General features: G+C 69.6%; 17 protein-coding genes. 6 read left to right on the top strand and 11 right to left on the bottom strand.

What is annotated here, in order from left to right:
* Window positions 1–108: 108 nt before the first annotated feature.
* Window positions 109–2,139: a 3-hydroxyacyl-CoA dehydrogenase NAD-binding domain-containing protein gene (locus Q5H91_RS04930; protein WP_305172104.1), complete on the bottom strand. Its 2,031-nt coding sequence runs from the start codon at window positions 2,137–2,139 to the stop codon at window positions 109–111.
* 200 nt (window positions 2,140–2,339) lie between these two features.
* Complete coding sequence (locus tag Q5H91_RS04925; RefSeq protein ID WP_305172103.1) at window positions 2,340–2,876, bottom strand: glycine zipper 2TM domain-containing protein; 537 nt, start codon at window positions 2,874–2,876, stop codon at window positions 2,340–2,342.
* 216 nt (window positions 2,877–3,092) lie between these two features.
* Here Q5H91_RS04925 and Q5H91_RS04920 point away from each other — a divergent pair, with 216 nt between their 5' ends.
* Window positions 3,093–3,317 (top strand): hypothetical protein, encoded by a 225-nt coding sequence (locus Q5H91_RS04920; RefSeq protein WP_305172102.1) that lies wholly within the window; start codon window positions 3,093–3,095, stop codon window positions 3,315–3,317.
* Window positions 3,318–3,354: 37 nt separating this feature from the next.
* On the opposite strand, the gene Q5H91_RS04915 is transcribed toward Q5H91_RS04920, so the two are convergent.
* Complete coding sequence (locus Q5H91_RS04915) at window positions 3,355–5,634, bottom strand: ATP-dependent helicase (protein WP_305172101.1); 2,280 nt, start codon at window positions 5,632–5,634, stop codon at window positions 3,355–3,357.
* 179 nt (window positions 5,635–5,813) lie between these two features.
* On the opposite strand from Q5H91_RS04915, the gene Q5H91_RS04910 reads away from it, so the two are divergent.
* From Q5H91_RS04910 to Q5H91_RS04900, 3 genes are all read left to right on the top strand, one after another.
* The gene (locus Q5H91_RS04910; protein ID WP_305172100.1) at window positions 5,814–6,140 is read left to right on the top strand and encodes a UrcA family protein; all 327 of its coding nucleotides are present in this window, start codon (window positions 5,814–5,816) and stop codon (window positions 6,138–6,140) included.
* Window positions 6,141–6,252: 112 nt separating this feature from the next.
* Window positions 6,253–6,651, top strand: a complete 399-nt coding sequence (locus tag Q5H91_RS04905) for a GFA family protein (RefSeq protein WP_305172099.1) — start codon at window positions 6,253–6,255, stop codon at window positions 6,649–6,651.
* A gap of 430 nt (window positions 6,652–7,081) precedes the next feature.
* Window positions 7,082–8,365 (top strand): MFS transporter, encoded by a 1,284-nt coding sequence (locus tag Q5H91_RS04900; RefSeq protein WP_305172098.1) that lies wholly within the window; start codon window positions 7,082–7,084, stop codon window positions 8,363–8,365.
* Here Q5H91_RS04900 and rsmD read toward each other — a convergent pair.
* Both rsmD and Q5H91_RS04890 read right to left on the bottom strand, forming a co-directional pair.
* Window positions 8,340–8,879, bottom strand: a complete 540-nt coding sequence (rsmD, locus tag Q5H91_RS04895; protein WP_305172097.1) for a 16S rRNA (guanine(966)-N(2))-methyltransferase RsmD — start codon at window positions 8,877–8,879, stop codon at window positions 8,340–8,342. The genes Q5H91_RS04900 and rsmD overlap by 26 nt on opposite strands.
* A gap of 3 nt (window positions 8,880–8,882) precedes the next feature.
* The gene (locus Q5H91_RS04890) at window positions 8,883–10,166 is read right to left on the bottom strand and encodes a pseudouridine synthase (RefSeq protein ID WP_305172096.1); all 1,284 of its coding nucleotides are present in this window, start codon (window positions 10,164–10,166) and stop codon (window positions 8,883–8,885) included.
* 103 nt (window positions 10,167–10,269) lie between these two features.
* Between Q5H91_RS04890 and Q5H91_RS04885 the strand changes: the two genes are divergently transcribed.
* Both Q5H91_RS04885 and Q5H91_RS04880 read left to right on the top strand, forming a co-directional pair.
* Window positions 10,270–10,701 carry a response regulator gene (locus Q5H91_RS04885; RefSeq protein ID WP_305172095.1) on the top strand — a complete coding sequence of 144 codons (432 nt, stop codon included), beginning with the start codon at window positions 10,270–10,272 and terminating at the stop codon, window positions 10,699–10,701.
* Window positions 10,702–10,750: 49 nt separating this feature from the next.
* Complete coding sequence (locus Q5H91_RS04880) at window positions 10,751–12,079, top strand: AmpG family muropeptide MFS transporter (RefSeq protein ID WP_305172094.1); 1,329 nt, start codon at window positions 10,751–10,753, stop codon at window positions 12,077–12,079.
* On the opposite strand, the gene Q5H91_RS04875 is transcribed toward Q5H91_RS04880, so the two are convergent.
* The 6 genes from Q5H91_RS04875 to Q5H91_RS04850 all read right to left on the bottom strand — a co-directional run bounded on the left by Q5H91_RS04875 (window position 12,076) and on the right by Q5H91_RS04850 (window position 17,748).
* A complete protein-coding gene (locus tag Q5H91_RS04875; RefSeq protein ID WP_305172093.1) occupies window positions 12,076–12,495 on the bottom strand; it encodes a DUF6628 family protein in 420 nt (139 codons plus the stop codon). The genes Q5H91_RS04880 and Q5H91_RS04875 overlap by 4 nt on opposite strands.
* A 97-nt stretch (window positions 12,496–12,592) precedes the next feature.
* On the bottom strand, window positions 12,593–13,900 hold the full coding sequence (locus Q5H91_RS04870; RefSeq protein WP_305172092.1) for a bifunctional folylpolyglutamate synthase/dihydrofolate synthase: 1,308 nt from the start codon (window positions 13,898–13,900) through the stop codon (window positions 12,593–12,595).
* Between the two features lie 69 nt (window positions 13,901–13,969).
* Window positions 13,970–14,824, bottom strand: coding sequence for an acetyl-CoA carboxylase, carboxyltransferase subunit beta (accD, locus tag Q5H91_RS04865; protein ID WP_305172091.1), 855 nt, complete (start codon window positions 14,822–14,824; stop codon window positions 13,970–13,972).
* Window positions 14,821–15,624: a tryptophan synthase subunit alpha gene (gene trpA / locus Q5H91_RS04860; RefSeq protein ID WP_305172090.1), complete on the bottom strand. Its 804-nt coding sequence runs from the start codon at window positions 15,622–15,624 to the stop codon at window positions 14,821–14,823. Before trpA ends, accD begins: the two co-directional genes overlap by 4 nt.
* 226 nt (window positions 15,625–15,850) lie before the next feature.
* Window positions 15,851–17,116 (bottom strand): tryptophan synthase subunit beta, encoded by a 1,266-nt coding sequence (gene trpB, locus Q5H91_RS04855; RefSeq protein ID WP_305172089.1) that lies wholly within the window; start codon window positions 17,114–17,116, stop codon window positions 15,851–15,853.
* The gene (locus tag Q5H91_RS04850) at window positions 17,113–17,748 is read right to left on the bottom strand and encodes a phosphoribosylanthranilate isomerase (protein WP_305172088.1); all 636 of its coding nucleotides are present in this window, start codon (window positions 17,746–17,748) and stop codon (window positions 17,113–17,115) included. Before Q5H91_RS04850 ends, trpB begins: the two co-directional genes overlap by 4 nt.
* Window positions 17,749–17,801: the final 53 nt, after the last annotated feature.

The raw sequence follows: 17,801 nt of genomic DNA, 5'->3' as shown, positions 1-17,801 counted from the left end.
GGTGGAGGGGTGTCGCCGGTCGCGATGATCCGCGATTGACCAGCGGGGACACCCCTCCGTCAGGCCTGCGGCCTGCCACCTCCCCTTGCAGGGGAGGAGTGGTTGGGCCTACTTCAGCCGCCCGCCCGCGCCGACCGCGTCCTTCAGCGACTTGGCGACCGGGAAGCCATGCGCTTCCAGCCCGGCGACAACCTTGGCCAGCCCCTCGGTCTGCGCCCAGAACATCGGGCCGCCGCGATAGACCGGCCAGCCGTAACCGTAGATCCACACGACATCGATATCCGACGCGCGCTGCGCCTTCCCCTCTTCCAGGATCAGCGCGCCCTCGTTGACCATCGTGTACAGCGTGCGGGCGACGATCTCCTCGTCGCTGATCTCGCGCGGAGTCACGCCCTCGCGTTTGCGGAACTCGTCGATGATCTCGGCGACGCGGGCGCTGTTCGAGGGGGTGCGCTTGTCGTCGTAATCGTAGAAGCCGGCCTTGGTCTTCTGGCCCCAGCGGTTCTCGGCGGCCAGCGCATCGCGGATGTTCTCGATCCGGGTCGGGTCGCGGTGCCAGCCGATATCGACACCGGCCAGGTCGGCCATCTGGAACGGGCCCATCGGCATGCCGAAGGCGACGTGGACACGGTCGATCTGCTCGGGCGTGGCACCTTCCAGCAGCAGCTTGGTCGCCTCCGTCTGGCGCGGGATCAGCATGCGGTTGCCGATAAAGCCATAGGTGACGCCGGCGACGACCGCGACCTTCCGGATCTTCTTGGCGAGCGCCATGACGGTCGCGAGCACGTCGCCCGCCGTCTTGGCGCCGCGCACGACCTCCAGCAGCTTCATGACGTTGGCGGGCGAGAAGAAGTGCATGCCGACCACGTCCTGCGGGCGCGACGTCACCGCGGCGATCTCGTCGATATCGAGGTAGGAGGTGTTCGACGCCAGGATCGCACCGGGCTTGGCGATCTTGTCGAGGCGGGTGAAGATGTCCTTCTTCACGTCCATATTCTCGTAGACGGCCTCGATGATGAGGTCGCACTCGCCCAGGTCGTCGAAGTTGAGCGTGGGGGTCAGGGCGCCCATCGCCGCCTCGACCTGGGTCGCGGTCATGCGCCCCTTGGCGGCGGTCGCCTCGTAATTCTTGCGCATCGTGCCGGTGCCGCGGTCGAGCGCGTCCTGCTGCATCTCGACGATCGTCACCGGGATGCCGGCCGACAGGAAGTTCATCGAAATGCCGCCGCCCATCGTGCCCGCGCCGATCACGCCGACGCGTTTGATCTCGCGCAGCGAGGTTTCGGCGGGAACGTCGTCGATCTTGGATGCCTGACGCTCGGCGAAGAAGATGTGGCGCTGCGCGGCGGACTGGACGCCCATCATCAGGCGCATGAATTCCTGCCGCTCGAACGTGATGCCATCGGCGAAGCTGGCGCCAGAGGCCGCTTTCTCGATGCAGGCGATGTTGGCGGCCGGCGCGTCGAAGCCGCGGAAGCGGCGGCCATTCTCGCGCTTGAACGTCTCGACTGCGGCGGGATCGTCGGCGACGGGCTTCTCGCTGGCGCGCGGGATCGGGCGCGCGGCCTTCACCTCACGCGCGAAGGCGATCGCTTCTGCCTCCAGCGAGCCCTCACCGGCCAGACGGTCGACCAGCCCGGCCTCGTGCGCCCGCTTCGCGGGGATCGGATCGCCCTTGGCGGTCATCTCCAGCGCCAGCTTGATACCGGCGACGCGCGGCAGGCGCTGGGTGCCGCCCGCGCCCGGCAGCAGGCCGAGCTTCACCTCGGGCGTACCGAGCTTCGCCGACGGGACAGCGATGCGGTAGTGGCAGCCGAGCGCCACCTCGCATCCGCCGCCGAGCGCGGTGCCGTGGATCGCGGCGACGACCGGCTTGTCCGACGCCTCGATCATGTCGACGACCTGGGGCAGCAGCGGATCGACCGGCGGCTTAGTGAATTCGGTGATGTCGGCGCCGGCGAAGAAGGTGCGACCATCGCAGCGGATCACCATCGCCTCGATCGAGGCATCGGCGACCCCTTCCTTGATCGCGGCCTCCAGCCCCTGGCGGACGGCGGCGGACAGTGCGTTGACCGGCTGGTTATCGGACACGATCACCAGGATCTCGCCGTGGCGCTCGGTGCGGATGGGGGACGTCATGGCCTGTCTCTCCTGAACGGTCGCCGGGCTGGCCGTGCCATACCCACGCTTCTAAGATCGCGCCCTCTATCGTCCGCCGCGATCCTTAAATCAACCGTCAAAGGTCTGTCGTCCGCCGCGGCCGACGACAGACCCGATATTCAATCGCGCGGCTTTCGCGCTTTATTCCATGCTTGATCCCGTACTGCGTCGGCGTCGCCTCAGCGGCAGCGCACCTGCTGCTGGTTCTGGTCGATCGCCTTGCCGGCGAGTGCGCCGGCGGCGGCGCCGAGAAGCGTGCCGACGGTACGGCTGCGGCCCCCGTCGATGACGTTGCCGAGCAGGCCACCCGCCGCACCACCGACGATCAGCCCGGTCGTGCCGTCGCTGCGCTTGCAATAGTAGCGGCCGTCATAGCCGGCATAGACGCGGTCGTCGGTCGACAGCACGCGCTCGCGATACTGCGCGCCATCGCGATAGTCGCGCGCGGGGTCGTAGCTGCCGCTGTCGTCATAGCCGCCCTGGAAGCGGCGATCGTCCGGGTAGCGGTCCGGCGCCTGGCGATAGGCGCCGCCGCCGCTGCGCGCGGTCTGATAGCGGTCCACTTCCTGCCGGTAGAGGTCGTACTCGCGGTCGAACCGCTCCTGCGCGGCGCGGAAGCGGGCGTCGGCGCTGGTCTGCGCGGCGGCCGGCGCGCCTGCCAGGGCAGTGGCGCAGAGCGTGGCGATCAGGGTGAGGGAGCGAAGGCGGCTTGGCATGAACGGATCCTCCCGCCCGCGAATCGGGCGATGGCGAAGCGATAGGCCCGGCCACCCGGACGGCAGCTGAACGGCGGATCGGAACAGCTGCGAAACCATGCGGCAATCGGTTGCGATCGTGCTAGTCGGGGATGTCGCCGGCCCTGCGATCCCAGGCTTGCCGGACGATGGCGGCGCCCTGCCGGCGTCACCGCCTGTTCGCGAAGGAGCGGCCGCATGGACGCCGACGATCTTCCCCCGCGCACGCTGTCCACGGTCGAGCGCGCGTACCAGCTGGCCCGCGAGGGGCCGTGCACCAGCCTGGACGATATCCGCCGGCAGCTGGAGCGGGAGCGCTATGCCTCGGTCAACGCGCATCTGGCCGGGCCGACCCTGCGACGGCAGCTACGGCAATTGTGCCGGGATCGGGCGAAGGTGGCGGAGGTGGCGAGCGCGGAGTAGATCCGCGCGCCCATCCGTCCGCCGCCATCCGCCGCTATCATCCGATCGTGACGAAGCTGTCCATCACCCGCTTGCGACCCGCCGTCTCGAAATCGATCTCCAGCTTGTTGCCCTCGATCTCGGCGATCGATCCATAGCCGAATTTCTGGTGGAAGACGCGCATGCCCAGCGACAGGTCGTCGCGACCCTTGTTGCCCAGGCTGACCGCGCTCGACCGTGCCTCGACGATCCGCTTCGGTTGGGTGGTGAAGCTGGAGGCACCGAGCTGCCCGGCCGCCCGCTGCCAGCCGGGACCGCGACCGGTGCCCCGCGCGACGTCGGCGAAAGGATCGGCACGCTCGGACCAGTTGGCGCGCCACAGGCTCTCGCCCCCCGACATGGTCGTCTCGCTCTCGATATGCTCGGGCGGCAGCTCGCCGACGAAGCGGCTGGGGATGGACGAGGTCCACTGGCCATAGATGCGGCGATTGGCGGCGTGGATGATCGTCGCGCGCCGCCGCGCCCGCGTGATCGCGACATAGGCGAGGCGGCGTTCCTCCTCCAGGCTCTTGGTCCCGCCCTCTTCGATCGCACGTTGTGACGGGAAGAGTCCTTCTTCCCAGCCGGCGAGGAAGACGGTGTCGAACTCCAGCCCCTTGGCGGCGTGGATGGTCATGATCGTGACCTCTGCCTGCCGCGCGTCGCCGTCTCGCTCCATCACCAGGCTGACATGCTCCAGGAAGGCGCCGAGCGAGTCGTACTCCTCCATCGCGCGCACCAGTTCCGACAGGTTCTCGAGCCGGCCGGCCGCCTCGGCGCTCTTCTCGGCCTGCCACATCGCGGTGTAGCCGCTCTCATCGAGGATCTGGCGGGCGAGTTCGGCATGGGGCAGCGTATTCGCCATGTCGCGCCAGCGGGCGATGTCGCCGACCAGCCGGCCGAGCGAACGCCGCGCCTGCGGGGTCAGCTCGTCGGTGTCGAGGATGCGCGCCGCCGCGATGGTCAGCGGCACGGCCCCGGCGCGGGCGAGCTGATGGACCTTGGCCAGCGCCTTGTCGCCCAGGCCGCGTTTGGGCGTGTTGACGATCCGCTCGAACGCCAGGTCGTCCGACGGCTGGTTGACCACGCGCAGGTACGCGATGGCGTCGCGGATCTCGAGCCGCTCGTAGAAGCGCGCGCCGCCGACGATGCGGTACGGCATGCCGATGGCGATGAAGCGGTCCTCGAACTCGCGGGTCTGGTGCTGGGCGCGGACGAGGATGGCGATATGGTCGAGCGTGGTGCCGCTCCGCTGCGCCGCCTCGATCTCCTCGCCGACGCGCCGGGCCTCTTCGGGGCCGTCCCAGACGCCCAGCACGCGGACCTTGTCGCCGACGTCCAATTCGGTCCACAGCGTCTTGCCGAGGCGCCCGCTGTTATGCGCGATCACCCCGCCGGCCGCGCCCAGGATGTGCGGGGTGGAGCGGTAGTTCTGCTCCAGCCGGATCACCTTGGCGCCCGGGAAATCCTTCTCGAAGCGCAGGATGTTCTCCACCTGCGCGCCACGCCACGAATAGATCGACTGGTCGTCGTCGCCGACGCAGGCGATGTTGCGCCGTTCCTGCGCGAGCAGGCGCAGCCAGAGATACTGGACGCTGTTGGTATCCTGATACTCGTCGACCATGATGTAGCGGAAGCGCTGCTGATACTGTTCCAGCACGTCGCGATGGGTCTTCAGGATGACCAGCATGTGGAGCAGCAGGTCGCCAAAATCGCAGGCGTTCACCGCCTTCAGCCGGTCCTGATATTGCTGGTACAGCTCGCCGCCGCGACCGTTGGCATAGCGCTCGCTCTCGCCCGCATCGATGTCGCGCGGGGTCAGCCCCTTGTTCTTCCACTCGTCGATCAGCCCGGCGAGGCTGCGCGCGGGGAAACGCTTCTCGTCGATGTCGGCCGCCAGAATCAGCTGCTTCAACAGGCGCAACTGGTCGTCGGTATCAAGGATGGTAAAGTTCGACTGCAACCCGACCAGCTCGGCATGCCGCCGCAGCATCTTCGCCCCGATCGCGTGGAAGGTGCCGAGCCAGGGCATTCCCTCCACCGCTTCGCCGACCAGCCGGCCGACCCGCTCGCGCATCTCGCGCGCGGCGCGGTTGGTGAAGGTGACGGCCAGGATCTCGCTCGGCCACGCCTTCCGTGTGAACAGCAGATGGGCAAGCCGCGCGGTCAGCGCCGCCGTCTTGCCGGTGCCCGCACCGGCCAGCATCAGCACGGGGCCGTCGGTGGTCAGCACCGCCTCGCGCTGTGGGGGGTTCAACCCTTTGAGATAGGGCGGGTCGGCTAGTTGGCTTTCGGTCACGCACGAACAGGTAGGGAACGGTGCGCGTCGCGGCAACCGCGGATTGGCGGCGTCATCGAACCGACGCGCGATCGTCGCGGAGCCGCAACGATCCTCGTCTAGCGGCACCGTGCCGGGTGCGAGCAGCGACGATACAGACCGCCGCCACCCCGGCCCAGCAATCCGAGGGAGCATCATCAATGACCGTCATCCGTTCGACCATCGCCGCGGCGATGGCCCTGTCCGCCTGCGCGGCCGCCGCGCCCGCCTTCGCCATGGATCCGAACCGCGAGGTGGTGCAGCTGCGCATCGCCTATGCCGACCTGAACCTGGCCCATCCGGCCGGCCGTGCCGCGCTGAAGAACCGGATCGACCGTGCCGTCCGCCGCGCCTGCGCCGCCACGCTGGCGGGTGCTCGGGGCGGAAACGACGCCACGCGCTGCCGCGACGAGATGATGCGCGACGCCGACGTGCAGGTCGCCGCGCTGAACACCGGCGCTCCGGTAAAGCTCGCCGCCAGCCGCTGACTGGCTGCACGAGGGACGGCGGCGGGACCCAAGCCCCGCCGCCGTTTCGTCGATGGCCAGTGCCGCCCGCGTTCGATAGGATCGCCCCGACCTGTCTGTGGGAGGATGCGAGATGAGCTATGCCGGCCACTGCCGCTGCGGCGCGATCAGCTGGCACGCGGAAGGCGAGCCCGCGCATGCGAGCCTGTGCCACTGCGCCGAGTGCACGCGCTCGGCCGGCGCCTATGTGGTCGGCTGGGCGCTGTTCCCGCAGGCTGCGGTGACGATCACCGGTAGCCCGCAGGATTACGAAAGCTCGCCCGGCACGATCCGCCAGTTCTGCGGGACGTGCGGGACCGGGCTGTTCTATCGCAACGAGAGCATCTTTCCCGGACAGGTGGACATCCAGACGGCGACGCTCGACGATCCCGCCGCCCTGCCGCCCCAGGCTCGCATCCAGGTCGCAGATGCGCCCGGCTGGTTCGAGCATTTCGACGCGCTGCCGACATTCGCACGGTTTCCGGAAGCATAGCCCGGTCGTCGGCCATCTTGGCCCGCAACGCGAAGGGTCATTAGGCCTGAACCAACCCACGTCGTCATGCCGGGACGAGCCCGGCATGACGGTGAGGCTCTCGCGGCGCCCCCTTCAGGGAAGGCGGGTGTAAAGCCGATCGCTTTCGCCTCCAGCCGCCGGGAACAGCGGTCTCCAGACGGGAACGTGTCGCACCGCCTGCCCGGCGCATGTCCTACACCCGGCCGGCATGATACAAATCCTGCCATGACCGCGTCGTCCGCCAACCGCCGATCCGCCATCGCCGCGGCGACATGCGTGGAACCGGACACGGAAGGGGGTACGTAGTGTCCGGTTCCAGCCGACCGGGGCCGAATCGCACCCGCAGACGGCCGCGCTTGACCACGCCGCCCACGCCCGTCACGACCGCGGATCCGGGGAAGGGATCCTGATGTCCGCACCATCGCACCGCCGCGTGCTGCTCGCCAGTTTCGTGGGCACGACCATCGAGTTCTATGATTTCTACGTCTACGCGACCGCCGCGGCTTTGGTGTTCGGGCAGCTGTTCTTCCCGACCGGTGCACCCGGTACGCAGCAATTGGCGGCGTTCGCGACGCTGGCAGTGGCGTTCTTCGCGCGGCCGGTGGGCAGCCTGGTGTTCGGCCATTTCGGCGACCGGATCGGGCGGAAGTCGACGCTGGTCGCCTCGCTGCTGACGATGGGCGTGTCGACGACGCTGGTCGCGGTGCTGCCGACCTATGCGACCGCCGGCTGGGTGGCGCCGGTGGCGCTGTGCGTGCTGCGCTTCGGGCAGGGTTTCGGCCTTGGTGGCGAATGGGGCGGGGCGGCGCTGCTCGCGGTCGAGCATGCGCCGCCCGGCTGGCGCGCACGCTATGGCAGCGCGCCGCAACTCGGCGCACCCGCCGGGTTCATCGCCGCAAACGGGCTGTTCCTGCTGCTCGGCCTGTGGCTGTCGCCGGCGGAGTTCCGCGACTGGGGCTGGCGCGTGCCGTTCGCGATCAGCGCGGTGCTGGTCGGCCTGGGCCTGTGGATCCGACTGAAGCTGACCGAGACGCCGGAGTTCGCCGCCTCGCTCGCCGAATCGCCGCCGCCTGCTGTGCCGATCGCCGAGCTGCTTGGCCGTCACGCGGGCGCGACGCTGGCCGGTACGGTGGGAGCGATCGCGTGCTTCGCCGCCTATTACGTCGGCACCGCCTTCCTGCTCGGCTATGGCACCAAGACGCTGGGCTTCACCATGCAGCAGTTCCTGCTGATGCAGCTGGGCGCGATCCTGTTCATGGCGGTCGGCATCTACGCCGCGGCGTGGCTGGCGGACAATCGCTGGGACGAGCGGCGGGTGCTGGCGGGCGGATGCGTCGCGACGATCCTGGTCGGCTTCACGATCCAGCCGCTGATGGACGGATCGGCGGCAGGGGCGTTCGCCTTCCTGTCGCTGACGCTGCTGGCGATGGGGTTCGTCTATGGTCCGCTCGGCGCGTGGTTGCCGTCGCTGTTCCCGGCGCGAGTGCGCTACACCGGCGCGTCGATCGCGTTCAACGTGGCCGGCGTGATTGGCGGTGGGCTGACGCCGCTGATCGCGCAGGGGCTGGCGATGGAGCAGGGGCTGGCGGCGGTCGGCTGGTATCTCAGCGCCGCGGCGGGGTTGAGCCTGGTCGCGCTGGTCTGGGTCCGGCCGCGCGCCGGCAGGGTCACTCCGATCGACGCAGCACCGTGATCCGCGCCTTGCCGTGGATGCGGGTGGCGTCGACGGTGAAGCCTTCGACAGCGATCTCCTCGGGCTTGGCCGTCTCGATCGTGACCCAGGTGGCCGGGCCGATCCAGCCGAGCCGCGCCAGCTTGTCGAGCGCAACGCTGCCCGCGCCGGTGCCATAGGGCGGGTCCATCATCACCAGGTCGAGCGGCGCGGGGGCGGGGCCGAGCGCCATGACCGAGGTGGCACGCACATCGCCGCGCGTGCCGAGCTTTGCCAGATTGGCCTTCAGCGCGTCGAGCGCGGCGCGATCCTGCTCGACGAACAGGCACGACGCCGCGCCGCGCGACAGCGCCTCGATCCCCAGTGCGCCCGACCCGGCGAACAGATCGGCAACCGCCAGATCCTCGAAACTGCCCAGCCGGCTCGCGAGCATTGAGAACAGTGCCTCGCGCGTGCGGTCGGCGGTGGGGCGGGTGGCGTCTCCCTTGGGCGCGACCAGCGGTCGGCCGCGCCACTGACCGGCAATGACCCGCATCGCCTAGCGCCCCCGACCGCCGCCGCGCGGCTTGCCGCCGGTGGGCGAGGGCTTATCGCCACTGCCACCGCGCGTGGAGGGCTTGCTGCCACGCGGCGGATGACCACGTCCGCCGGCCGGACCCTTGGCGGGGCCGGAGGAGCGGGCGGGGCGATCGGCGCGGGGATCACCCTGCGTCCGGCCGGCGCGACCGCGCGGTGCCTCGTCGCGCGGTTGGTCGCTCTGCGGAGCGCGGGTTGAAGCGAGCGGGCTGCGCTCACGCGGCCCCGCGTTGGCGAGGGGGCGGCGGCCACGGGACGGCGTAGCCGCCGCGTCGTCCGCCGGGCGAGCGACGGATCGGGCCGCGTTGGGCCGGGCGTGGGTGCCCCAGCTTGCGGTTCGGGCGGGCTTGGCTGCCGCCGCTGTGGGGCGTGGTCGCTCTGGGCGGCGCTCGGGCGGTGCAGGCGGGGGCGGGGGCGGTGCCTTTTCCCGCGCTGTCACCGCGACCGTCGCGCCCAGATCGGCCCCCTTTGGCCGGCGCGGCCCCAGCGTCTGGCGAAAGGCGACGAGGTCGTTCTGGCGTACTTCGCCGATCTCCCCCACCGGCAGGTCGCCGAGGATGAACGGACCATAGCGGGTGCGGATCAGGCGGCTGACCTGCAGCCCCAGATATTCGAGCACGCGCCGCACTTCGCGGTTCTTGCCTTCGGTCAGGGTCAGCTCGATCCAGACGTTAGCACCGGTCCGCCGCTCCAGATTGGCGTCGATCGAGCCATAGCGGACGCCGTCGATCTCGCAGCCCTCGATCAGTTCCTCGAGCATCGCCTGGGTGATCTCGCCATAAGCACGGGCGCGATAGGTGCGCTCGACCCCGGTCGCGGGCAGTTCCAGCTGGCGCTTCAGCCCGCCATCGGTGGTCAGCAGCAGCAGCCCTTCGGTCGCCAGATCGAGCCGGCCGACCGGCACCAGCCGTGGCAGGTCGGCGGGCAGGCGATCATAGATGGTCGGGCGGCCCGCCGGATCGCGCTCGGTCACCAGCAGGCCAGGCGGCTTGTGATAGACGAACAGCTGCGCTGCGGCAGGGGCCGCGACCGGCTGCCCATCGACGGTGATGCCGTTCAGCGAGCGCAGCACCGTCGCGGGCGTGTCGAGCGCGATGCCGTTCAGCGCGATGCGCCCCTCGGCGATCATCCGCTCGATCTCGCGGCGGGAGGCGATGCCGGCGCGGGCGAGCAGCTTGGCGATGCGGTCGCCGGCGGGGCGATCGCCATGGGCGCGGGCACCGTCCGATCCGTTGGATTCCTTCATAGGGCGGCGAATACAGCTGTTTCTGCGTCGAGGTGAAAAACTTTTGCGACCCGCGGGCCGGGCGTGCGTTACAGGACGAAAGCGTAACGAACGGAAACCACGCATGTTGTTCGGGAGGAAGAAGCGAAGGATCGCACGCATCCTCGTCGTCGAGGACGAGCCGCTGGTCGCGTTCGATACCGAGCATGTCCTGTCCGATGCGGATTACGAGATCGTCGCAACGGTTGATCGCGTCGTCGATGCAGTGACCTTGCTGGAGGGCGGGACGGCGATCGACCTGGTGCTGGTCGACGTCAACCTGGCCGACGGGTCGGGGCTGGACGTCGCTCGCGCGGCGCGGGGGCGCGACGTGCCGGTGCTGTTCGTCACCGGCGCCTTCCCGCCAGAGGCGGTGGAGCTGGCGGCGGGGTGCCTGTCGAAACCCTATGCGCAGCGTGACCTGCTGGCAGCGATCGGGGCGCTGGAATCGGGATTGACGGGCAAGCCGCCGAAGCGATTGCCGCCGGGGTTCCAGCTCTTCCAGCCGGCGGTCTGAGCAGGTTTCAGCCGCTTCCCTAAGCTGATCGCGCCGCTATGCTCGGGCCATGTCCGATACTGCTGCCGATCGCCGCCCCGGTTTCCTCGCGACGCTCGCTCCCTATCTCCGGCCGCGACCGCTCGCGGCGCTGATGCTGGGCATCTCCAGCGGGTTTCCGCTGACGCTGCTGCTCGGGACGATGACCTTCTGGCTGGCGCGGGAGGGGATCGACAAGAAGACGATCGGCTTCGCGGTCGGGCTGACGACGCCCTACACGTTGAAATTCCTTTGGGCGCCCTTCATCGACCGGCTGCGCCTGCCGGTGCTGACCGGTCTGTTCGGACAGCGGCGGGCGTGGCTGTTCTTCGTTCAGGCGCTGCTGTTCGTCGCGGTGTGGATGCTGGGCGCCAGCGATCCGGCGCGGCATCTGGGCGTGTTCGCCTTCTGGGCGATCGCAACGGCGTTTCTGTCGGCAACGCAGGACATCGTCATCGACGCCTATCGTATCGAGATCCTGCCCGAGGACGAGCTGCCGCATGGCACCGCGAACAACCAGTTCGGATACCGGCTCGGCAATTTCGCCGCCGGTGTAGGGACTATCGCCATCGCCTCTCCGCAGGGGCTGAACCTGGGCTGGGCGATGGGATACGGCCTGACTAGCCTGTGCCTGGTGCCGGCGGTGATCGCCGCACTGCTTGCGGGGCCGGGACTGCACGAACGGGCGCTCTCGTCGATCGGCGATCGGGGGATGAGCGCGTGGCTGCGCGATACGGTGGTCGGGCCGTTCCGCGAGTTCTTCGCGCGGCGCGGTGCGCTCCTCATCCTGCTGTTCGTGCTGATCTACAAGCTGGGCGACGCGATGGGACAGGTGATGCTGAACCCGATGATCGTCGATCTGGGCTTCAGCGACGCGGAGTTCCTGGCGATCAACAAGGTCGTCGGCTTCTGGGGACTGATCGTCGGCACCGCGCTGGCGGCGCCGTTCATGGCGTGGCTGGGGATGGGACGGGCGCTGTTCGTCTCGGGGGTGCTGATGATGATCAGCAACTTCGCGTTCGTCATCTTGGCATGGCACGGCCATTCGAACCTGTGGTTGACGATCGCGGTGGCGACCGAGCAGGTCACGAGCGGCATCGGGCTGACGGTGTTCGTCACCTATCTTTCGGGATTGTCGAACCTGGCCTACACCGCGACGCAGTTCGCGCTGCTGTCTTCCTTCGCCGCGATGGGGCGGACCTGGCTGTCGACGCCATCGGGCTATGCGGCAGAGGCGCTGGGCTGGCCGGGGTTCTGGATGCTGACCATGGTCGTCGCGCTGCCGGGGCTGCTGCTGCTGTGGGTGCTGTGGCGGCGCGGGTTCGTGGTGGAGACGGTGCGCCAGCCGGGCGCCGTCTAGCAGCAGACCGGTCGCCCCTCGTCGGCAAAGGCCGCGCTGACCGCGGCCGCGGACATCAGCGTCGCCTCTACCCGGCGGATGCCGAGCAGGTCGGCCATCAGCAGCCGGGCGCTGTCGGGCGCCGTCTCGACGCGCGCCAGCACGGCGAGCAGCGCCGATTCGGCCGGGGTCATGCGCGAGCAGCAGCAGGGCGCGATCGCGATGGTGCCGGCGGCATGCGTCGCCAGATCGGTCATCATCGCACGCATCAGCACCAGCGGCCGGCGGAAGCCCTGGCCGAAGGCGGTGAACATCGCATGCGCCGCGCGCGCGTCGGCGAGGCCGTGCGCGCCCATCCGCCGAATCGCGAACAGCGCGAGCCTGGCGTTGGGGCAGTGCGGCAGGGCATGGGGAAGCAGGGTGAGCGTCTCGGTCATCACACGCCTTTCAGTGGCCATGCCCCACCGTCGCGCGTTGGTTATTGCAAGTCAATAGCAATAGAGATGGATCGTGACAGCGTGCCGGATCAGTCGCTTAGACCGGTGCCTCGCCATTGGCGGCAAGGACGTCGCCGGCCATGTAGAGCGAGCCGGCGACCAGGCATACCGACGGCTGATCGACGGTGGCGAGCGCCGTGGCGACCGACTCCGCCATGCTCGCCGGCAGGTCATGCGCGCGGGCGATCGCGGCCAGCGCGGCGGGGGGATGATGGTCGTGGCCGGGGACGGGCACCGTCACGACCCGGTCAACCGAGGCGGCGAGACGGCGCAGGAGCCCGGCCGCGTCCTTGTTGGCGAGCATGCCCAGGACCAGCACCACCGGCCGGCCTTGCCGGATGCGGCGCAGCGCATGGGCGACAGGCGCGGCGGCAGAGGGGTTGTGCGCCCCGTCGAGCCACAGTTCGGACCCGTCCGGCAGGGTATCGACCAGCGGACCGGGCGACAGCCGCTGCATCCGCGCCGGCCAGGTCGCCCAGTCCGCTGCGGCGCGCATCGCAGCCTCCGGAATGGAAAGTGCGCCCTGATGGCGCAGCATGGCGATGGCGAGCGCAAGGTTGCGCGACTGGTGCGCGCCGACCAGTCGCGGTCGGCCGGTGACGACCGAGAAGCCGGGATCGGTGTAGCAGACGGTCGAGCGTGCCGTCTCGCTGTTCCAGTCACGGCCGCGGGCCAGCAGGGGAGCGCCGGCGCCGGCGGCGACCGTCGCGATCCGGTCACGCACCGGCCGGGGATAGTCCATCGTGACCAGCGGTACGCCCGGCTTGGCGATCCCCGCCTTCTCGCCGGCGATCGCCGTGGCGGACCGGCCCAGAAAAGCCTGATGATCGATGCCGAGCGCAGCGATGCCGGTCACGGCGGGGGCCATGACGACGTTGGTCGCGTCGAGCCGCCCGCCCAGCCCGACCTCGACGATCGTGGCGGCGGCAGGGGTGCGGGCGAAAGCGAGGAAGGCGGCGGCGGTCGTCACCTCGAAGAAGCTGGGGCCGATCCCGTCCGCGACGTCGAGCACCTCGGACAGCAGGGCTGCCAGCTCATCGTCCGCGATCAGCCGCCCGGCCAGCCGGATACGCTCGTTGAAGCGGACGAGGTGTGGACTGGAATAGACATGGACCGAATGCCCCGCCGCCTCGATCGCGGCGCGCAGAAAGGCGCAGGTCGATCCCTTGCCGTTGGTGCCGGCGACGTGGAACACCGGTGGCAACGCCAGATGCGGGTCGCCGAGCCGGGCGAGCAGCCGCGCGATCCGCTCCAGCCCCAGCACGTCGGCGCCCGGCGACAGCGCATCCAGCCGGTCGAGCTGTGCCTGCACCGCGGGCGAGGACGAGACGGCGTGGTCTGGCATCGGTGTCTCCGGTCGGTTGGCTCATCCCCCTTCGTCATGCTGGGACAGGCCCGGCATGAGGGGATGTTCCTAAGCCGCCGCGCGCTGCCCGCAGAGGTAACCGATCACCTGCCCCAGCCGCTCGCGCAGGTCGCGGCGGTGGACGACCATGTCGAGCATGCCGTGGTCGAGCAGATACTCGGCGCGCTGGAATCCCTCGGGCAGCTTCTCGCGGATCGTGCTCTCGATCACCCGCTGCCCGGCGAAGCCGATCAGCGCGCCGGGCTCGGCGATCTGGATGTCGCCCAGCATCGCGTAGCTGGCGGTGACGCCCCCAGTGGTGGGGTCGGTCAGCACGACGATATAGGGCAGGCCGGCATCGTGCAGCATCTGGATCGCGACCGTCGAACGCGGCATCTGCATCAGGCTGAGGATACCCTCCTGCATCCGCGCGCCACCGGCGGCGGTGAAGATCAGGTAGGGGCATCGGTCGGCGATCGCCGCCTCCACGCCGCGCACGAACGCCTCGCCGACGGCAAGGCCCATCGATCCGCCCATGAAGGCGAAGTCCTGCACGCCCATCACGACGCGGTGACCCAGGATCGTGCCGCGCGCGTTCAGGAGGGCGTCGGGCTCGGCCGTAGCGGTGCGCGCCGCCTTGATCCGATCGGCGTATTTCTTCGAATCGCGGAATTTCAGCGGGTCTTCGGGTACCTTGGGCGCGGGGAGCAGCTGGCAGCTGCCCTCGTCCAGCATCTGGTCGAAGCGGATCTTGGGCCCGATCCGCTCGTGATGCTCGCATTTCGGGCAGACGTAGAGATTCTCCTCCAGCTCGCGCGTGAAGATCATCTGCCCGCAGCCCTTGCACTTGTGCCAGAGATTGTCGGGCGTCTCCTTCTTGGTGCGGAAGGCGAGGGCGTTGCGAACGCTGTTCAGCCAGGTCATGCGGTTACTCCTTGGCGGGCGGTCGCGACGGCGTCGGCGAGGCTGCGGACGAACGCTTCGATCGGAGCAGGCGCGCCGCCATGCTGCGCGACGAGGTCGACGATCGCGGAGCCCACGACCACGCCGTCCGCGACGCGCGCGACGGCGGCGGCCTGATCGGGGGTGCGGATGCCGAAACCAACCGCGACCGGCAGCTCGGTCGTCGCCTTCAATCGGGCGACCGCATCCTCGATCGATCCGGTAGCGGCCTGTTGCAGCCCGGTGATGCCGGCGACCGAGACGTAATAGAGGAACCCGCCGGCGCCATCCAGCACCTGCGCCAGCCGCGCCTCATGGGTCGTCGGCGTCGCCAGCCGGATCGGGGCTATGTCGTGGGCGCGAAGTTGGGGGCCGAGCGCGTCGTCCTCCTCGGGCGGGATATCGACGCAGATCACCCCGTCAACCCCGGCCTCTGCCGCTTCCGCTGCGAACCACTCGGCGCCGCGCCGGACCATCGGGTTGGCATAGCCCATCAGCACCAGCGGCACCTCAGGATGGCGCGCGCGGAAATCCTTCGCGATCGCCAGCACGTCGGCGGTGCGGGTGCCGGCAGCGAGGCTGCGGATATTGGCGTTCTGGATCGCCGGGCCGTCCGCCATCGGATCGGTGAAGGGCATGCCCAGCTCGATCACGTCCGCGCCCCCTGCGACGATCGCATCGAGGATCGCGGGCGTGGCCGCGGGCGAGGGATCACCGGCGGTGACGAAAGCGATCAGGGCGGGGCGGTTCGGGGCAAAGGCGGCGGCGAGTCGGGCGGTCATGCGGCGTCCTCGCGCGGGAACCGGACACTACACCCCCCCTCGCGTGTCCGGTTCCGACGCTGAATGCGGCAGGAGCGGGCACAGGTGGCGAGATGGGCGGGGCGGGACATGGCTGGACGGATAGCCCATCGACGGGATGTAGGACAGGCGAGGGGGTTGGCCGCATCACCGTTGCCTGCGCTGGGACGACGGGCGAGGGGCTGTGTAAGATGACGGAGCGTAGCGCTCATATCGCCACCCCCAGCGCATTCGCGACCGTGAAGATGTCCTTGTCGCCGCGCCCGCACAGGTTCGCCAGGATGATCTGGTCGGCGCGCATCGTCCGCGCACGGCGGGCGACGGCGGCGATGGCGTGGGCGGGTTCGAGCGCGGGAATGATCCCCTCGGTCCGGCAGAGCAGCTGGAACGCGTCGAGTGCCTCGGCATCGGTGGCGCTGTCATATTCGACGCGGCCGATGTCGCGCAGCCAGGCATGTTCCGGCCCGATGCCGGGATAGTCGAGGCCCGCGGAAATTGAGTGGCCCTCGGCGATCTGCCCGTCCTCATCCTGGAGCAGGTAGGTCTTGTTGCCGTGGAGGATGCCGGGAAAGCCGCCTGCGAGACTGGCGGCATGTTCGCTGCCGCCCAATCCGTGCCCCGCCGCCTCGACGCCCAGCATCGCCACCGACGGGTCGTCGAGGAAGGGGTGGAACAGCCCGATGGCGTTCGACCCGCCGCCGATCGCGGCGACGAGCATGTCGGGCAGGCGGCCGGTGCGCGCCAGCATCTGCTCGCGCGCCTCGCGCCCGATCACGCTCTGGAAATCGCGGACCAGTTCCGGATAGGGATGCGGGCCGGCGGCGGTGCCGATGATGTAGAAGGTGTCGTGGACGTTCGCGACCCAGTCGCGCAGGCCCTCGTTCATCGCGTCCGACAGGGTCGCCGCGCCGCTGGTGACGGGTCGCACCTCCGCGCCGAGCAGCTTCATGCGGAACACGTTGGGCTGCTGCCGCTCGACGTCCTTGGCGCCCATATAGATGACGCAGGGCAGGCCGAAGCGGGCGCAGACCGCCGCGGTCGCGACGCCGTGCTGGCCGGCGCCGGTTTCGGCGATGATCCGCGTCTTGCCCATACGGATCGCGAGCAGGATCTGGCCAATGCAGTTGTTGATCTTGTGCGCGCCGGTGTGGTTCAGCTCGTCGCGCTTGAACCAGACCTGCGCGCCCATCCCCGCCGGTGCGCCGGTACGCAGCGCATCGGACAGCCGCTCGGCGTGGTAAAGCGGGCTGGGGCGGCCGACATAATGTTCGAGCAGGTCGTCGAACTCGGCGCGGAAGGCGGGATCGGCCTTCGCCGCGCGATATTCGCGGTCGAGGTCGAGGACCAGCGGCATCAGCGTCTCGGCGACGAAGCGGCCGCCGAACTGGCCGAAATGGCCGCGCGAGTCCGGTTGCTGCCGGAAGCTGTTCGCTCCCGTGGGAGGCTGGTTGCGGAAGGAATTGGGGGCGTTCATGCCGCGGTGGCTTTAAGGAAGGCGGCGATCTTGTCCACATCCTTGACGCCCGGCGCGCTTTCCACGCCCGACGACACGTCGACCAGCGGCGCACCGGTGCGGCGGATCGCCTCGGCGACGTTGGCGGGATCGAGCCCGCCCGACAGCGCCCAGGGCAGCGGATGCCGGAACCCGTCGAGCAGCGACCAGTCGAACCGTAGCCCCATGCCGCCGGGCAGCGCCGCGCCGGGCGGTGTCTTGGCGTCATAGAGGATGCGGTCGGCTGCATCCGTGTAGGCGCGGGCGGTGTCGAGATCGGCGCGGGTCTTGATCGCGACGGCGGCCCAGATCTCGCGGCCGATGCGGCGGCGGAGGGCGGCGACGCGGTCAGGCGCGGTGGCGTGGAGTTGCAGGGCGTCGAGCCGGGCGGTCGTCACCGCGTGATCGACCAGCGCGTCGTCAGGATCGACGAAGACGCCGACCTTGCGGACCGACGCCGGTGTTCGTGCAGCGAGGCCGGCGGCCTGATCGGGCGACAGGTTGCGCGGGGATGGGGGAAAGAAGACGAAGCCGACATGGCTCGCGCCGCCGGCAATGGCGGCGTCGAGGGTGGCGGCGGTGGTCAGGCCGCAGATCTTGGCGGGTGTGGGCATGGCGGGCGACATCGGCCCGGACGAGAAGCTTTGCAAGCTGCCGCCAAATCCTC

It is taken from the genome of Sphingomonas aurea, assembly GCF_030678875.1.
Lineage (GTDB): Bacteria > Pseudomonadota > Alphaproteobacteria > Sphingomonadales > Sphingomonadaceae > Sphingomonas > Sphingomonas aurea.
Note: the sequence above shows the minus strand (reverse complement) of the source record. Positions and strands in the feature narration are given on the sequence as shown.

What these genes read in the sequence shown, in the direction of transcription:
- Q5H91_RS04925 (WP_305172103.1), bottom strand. Translation starts at nt 2,876, where the DNA reads ATGCCAAGCCGCCTTCGCTCCCTCACCCTGATCGCCACGCTCTGCGCC.
- Q5H91_RS04910 (WP_305172100.1), top strand. Translation starts at nt 5,814, where the DNA reads ATGACCGTCATCCGTTCGACCATCGCCGCGGCGATGGCCCTGTCCGCC.
- Q5H91_RS04875 (WP_305172093.1), bottom strand. Translation starts at nt 12,495, where the DNA reads ATGACCGAGACGCTCACCCTGCTTCCCCATGCCCTGCCGCACTGCCCC.
- trpB (WP_305172089.1), bottom strand. Translation starts at nt 17,116, where the DNA reads ATGAACGCCCCCAATTCCTTCCGCAACCAGCCTCCCACGGGAGCGAAC.
- Q5H91_RS04885 (WP_305172095.1), top strand. Translation starts at nt 10,270, where the DNA reads ATGTTGTTCGGGAGGAAGAAGCGAAGGATCGCACGCATCCTCGTCGTC.
- Q5H91_RS04905 (WP_305172099.1), top strand. Translation starts at nt 6,253, where the DNA reads ATGAGCTATGCCGGCCACTGCCGCTGCGGCGCGATCAGCTGGCACGCG.
- Q5H91_RS04920 (WP_305172102.1), top strand. Translation starts at nt 3,093, where the DNA reads ATGGACGCCGACGATCTTCCCCCGCGCACGCTGTCCACGGTCGAGCGC.
- Q5H91_RS04880 (WP_305172094.1), top strand. Translation starts at nt 10,751, where the DNA reads ATGTCCGATACTGCTGCCGATCGCCGCCCCGGTTTCCTCGCGACGCTC.
- Q5H91_RS04850 (WP_305172088.1), bottom strand. Translation starts at nt 17,748, where the DNA reads ATGCCCACACCCGCCAAGATCTGCGGCCTGACCACCGCCGCCACCCTC.
- Q5H91_RS04930 (WP_305172104.1), bottom strand. Translation starts at nt 2,139, where the DNA reads ATGACGTCCCCCATCCGCACCGAGCGCCACGGCGAGATCCTGGTGATC.
- Q5H91_RS04890 (WP_305172096.1), bottom strand. Translation starts at nt 10,166, where the DNA reads ATGAAGGAATCCAACGGATCGGACGGTGCCCGCGCCCATGGCGATCGC.
- Q5H91_RS04900 (WP_305172098.1), top strand. Translation starts at nt 7,082, where the DNA reads ATGTCCGCACCATCGCACCGCCGCGTGCTGCTCGCCAGTTTCGTGGGC.
- accD (WP_305172091.1), bottom strand. Translation starts at nt 14,824, where the DNA reads ATGACCTGGCTGAACAGCGTTCGCAACGCCCTCGCCTTCCGCACCAAG.
- rsmD (WP_305172097.1), bottom strand. Translation starts at nt 8,879, where the DNA reads ATGCGGGTCATTGCCGGTCAGTGGCGCGGCCGACCGCTGGTCGCGCCC.
- Q5H91_RS04870 (WP_305172092.1), bottom strand. Translation starts at nt 13,900, where the DNA reads ATGCCAGACCACGCCGTCTCGTCCTCGCCCGCGGTGCAGGCACAGCTC.
- trpA (WP_305172090.1), bottom strand. Translation starts at nt 15,624, where the DNA reads ATGACCGCCCGACTCGCCGCCGCCTTTGCCCCGAACCGCCCCGCCCTG.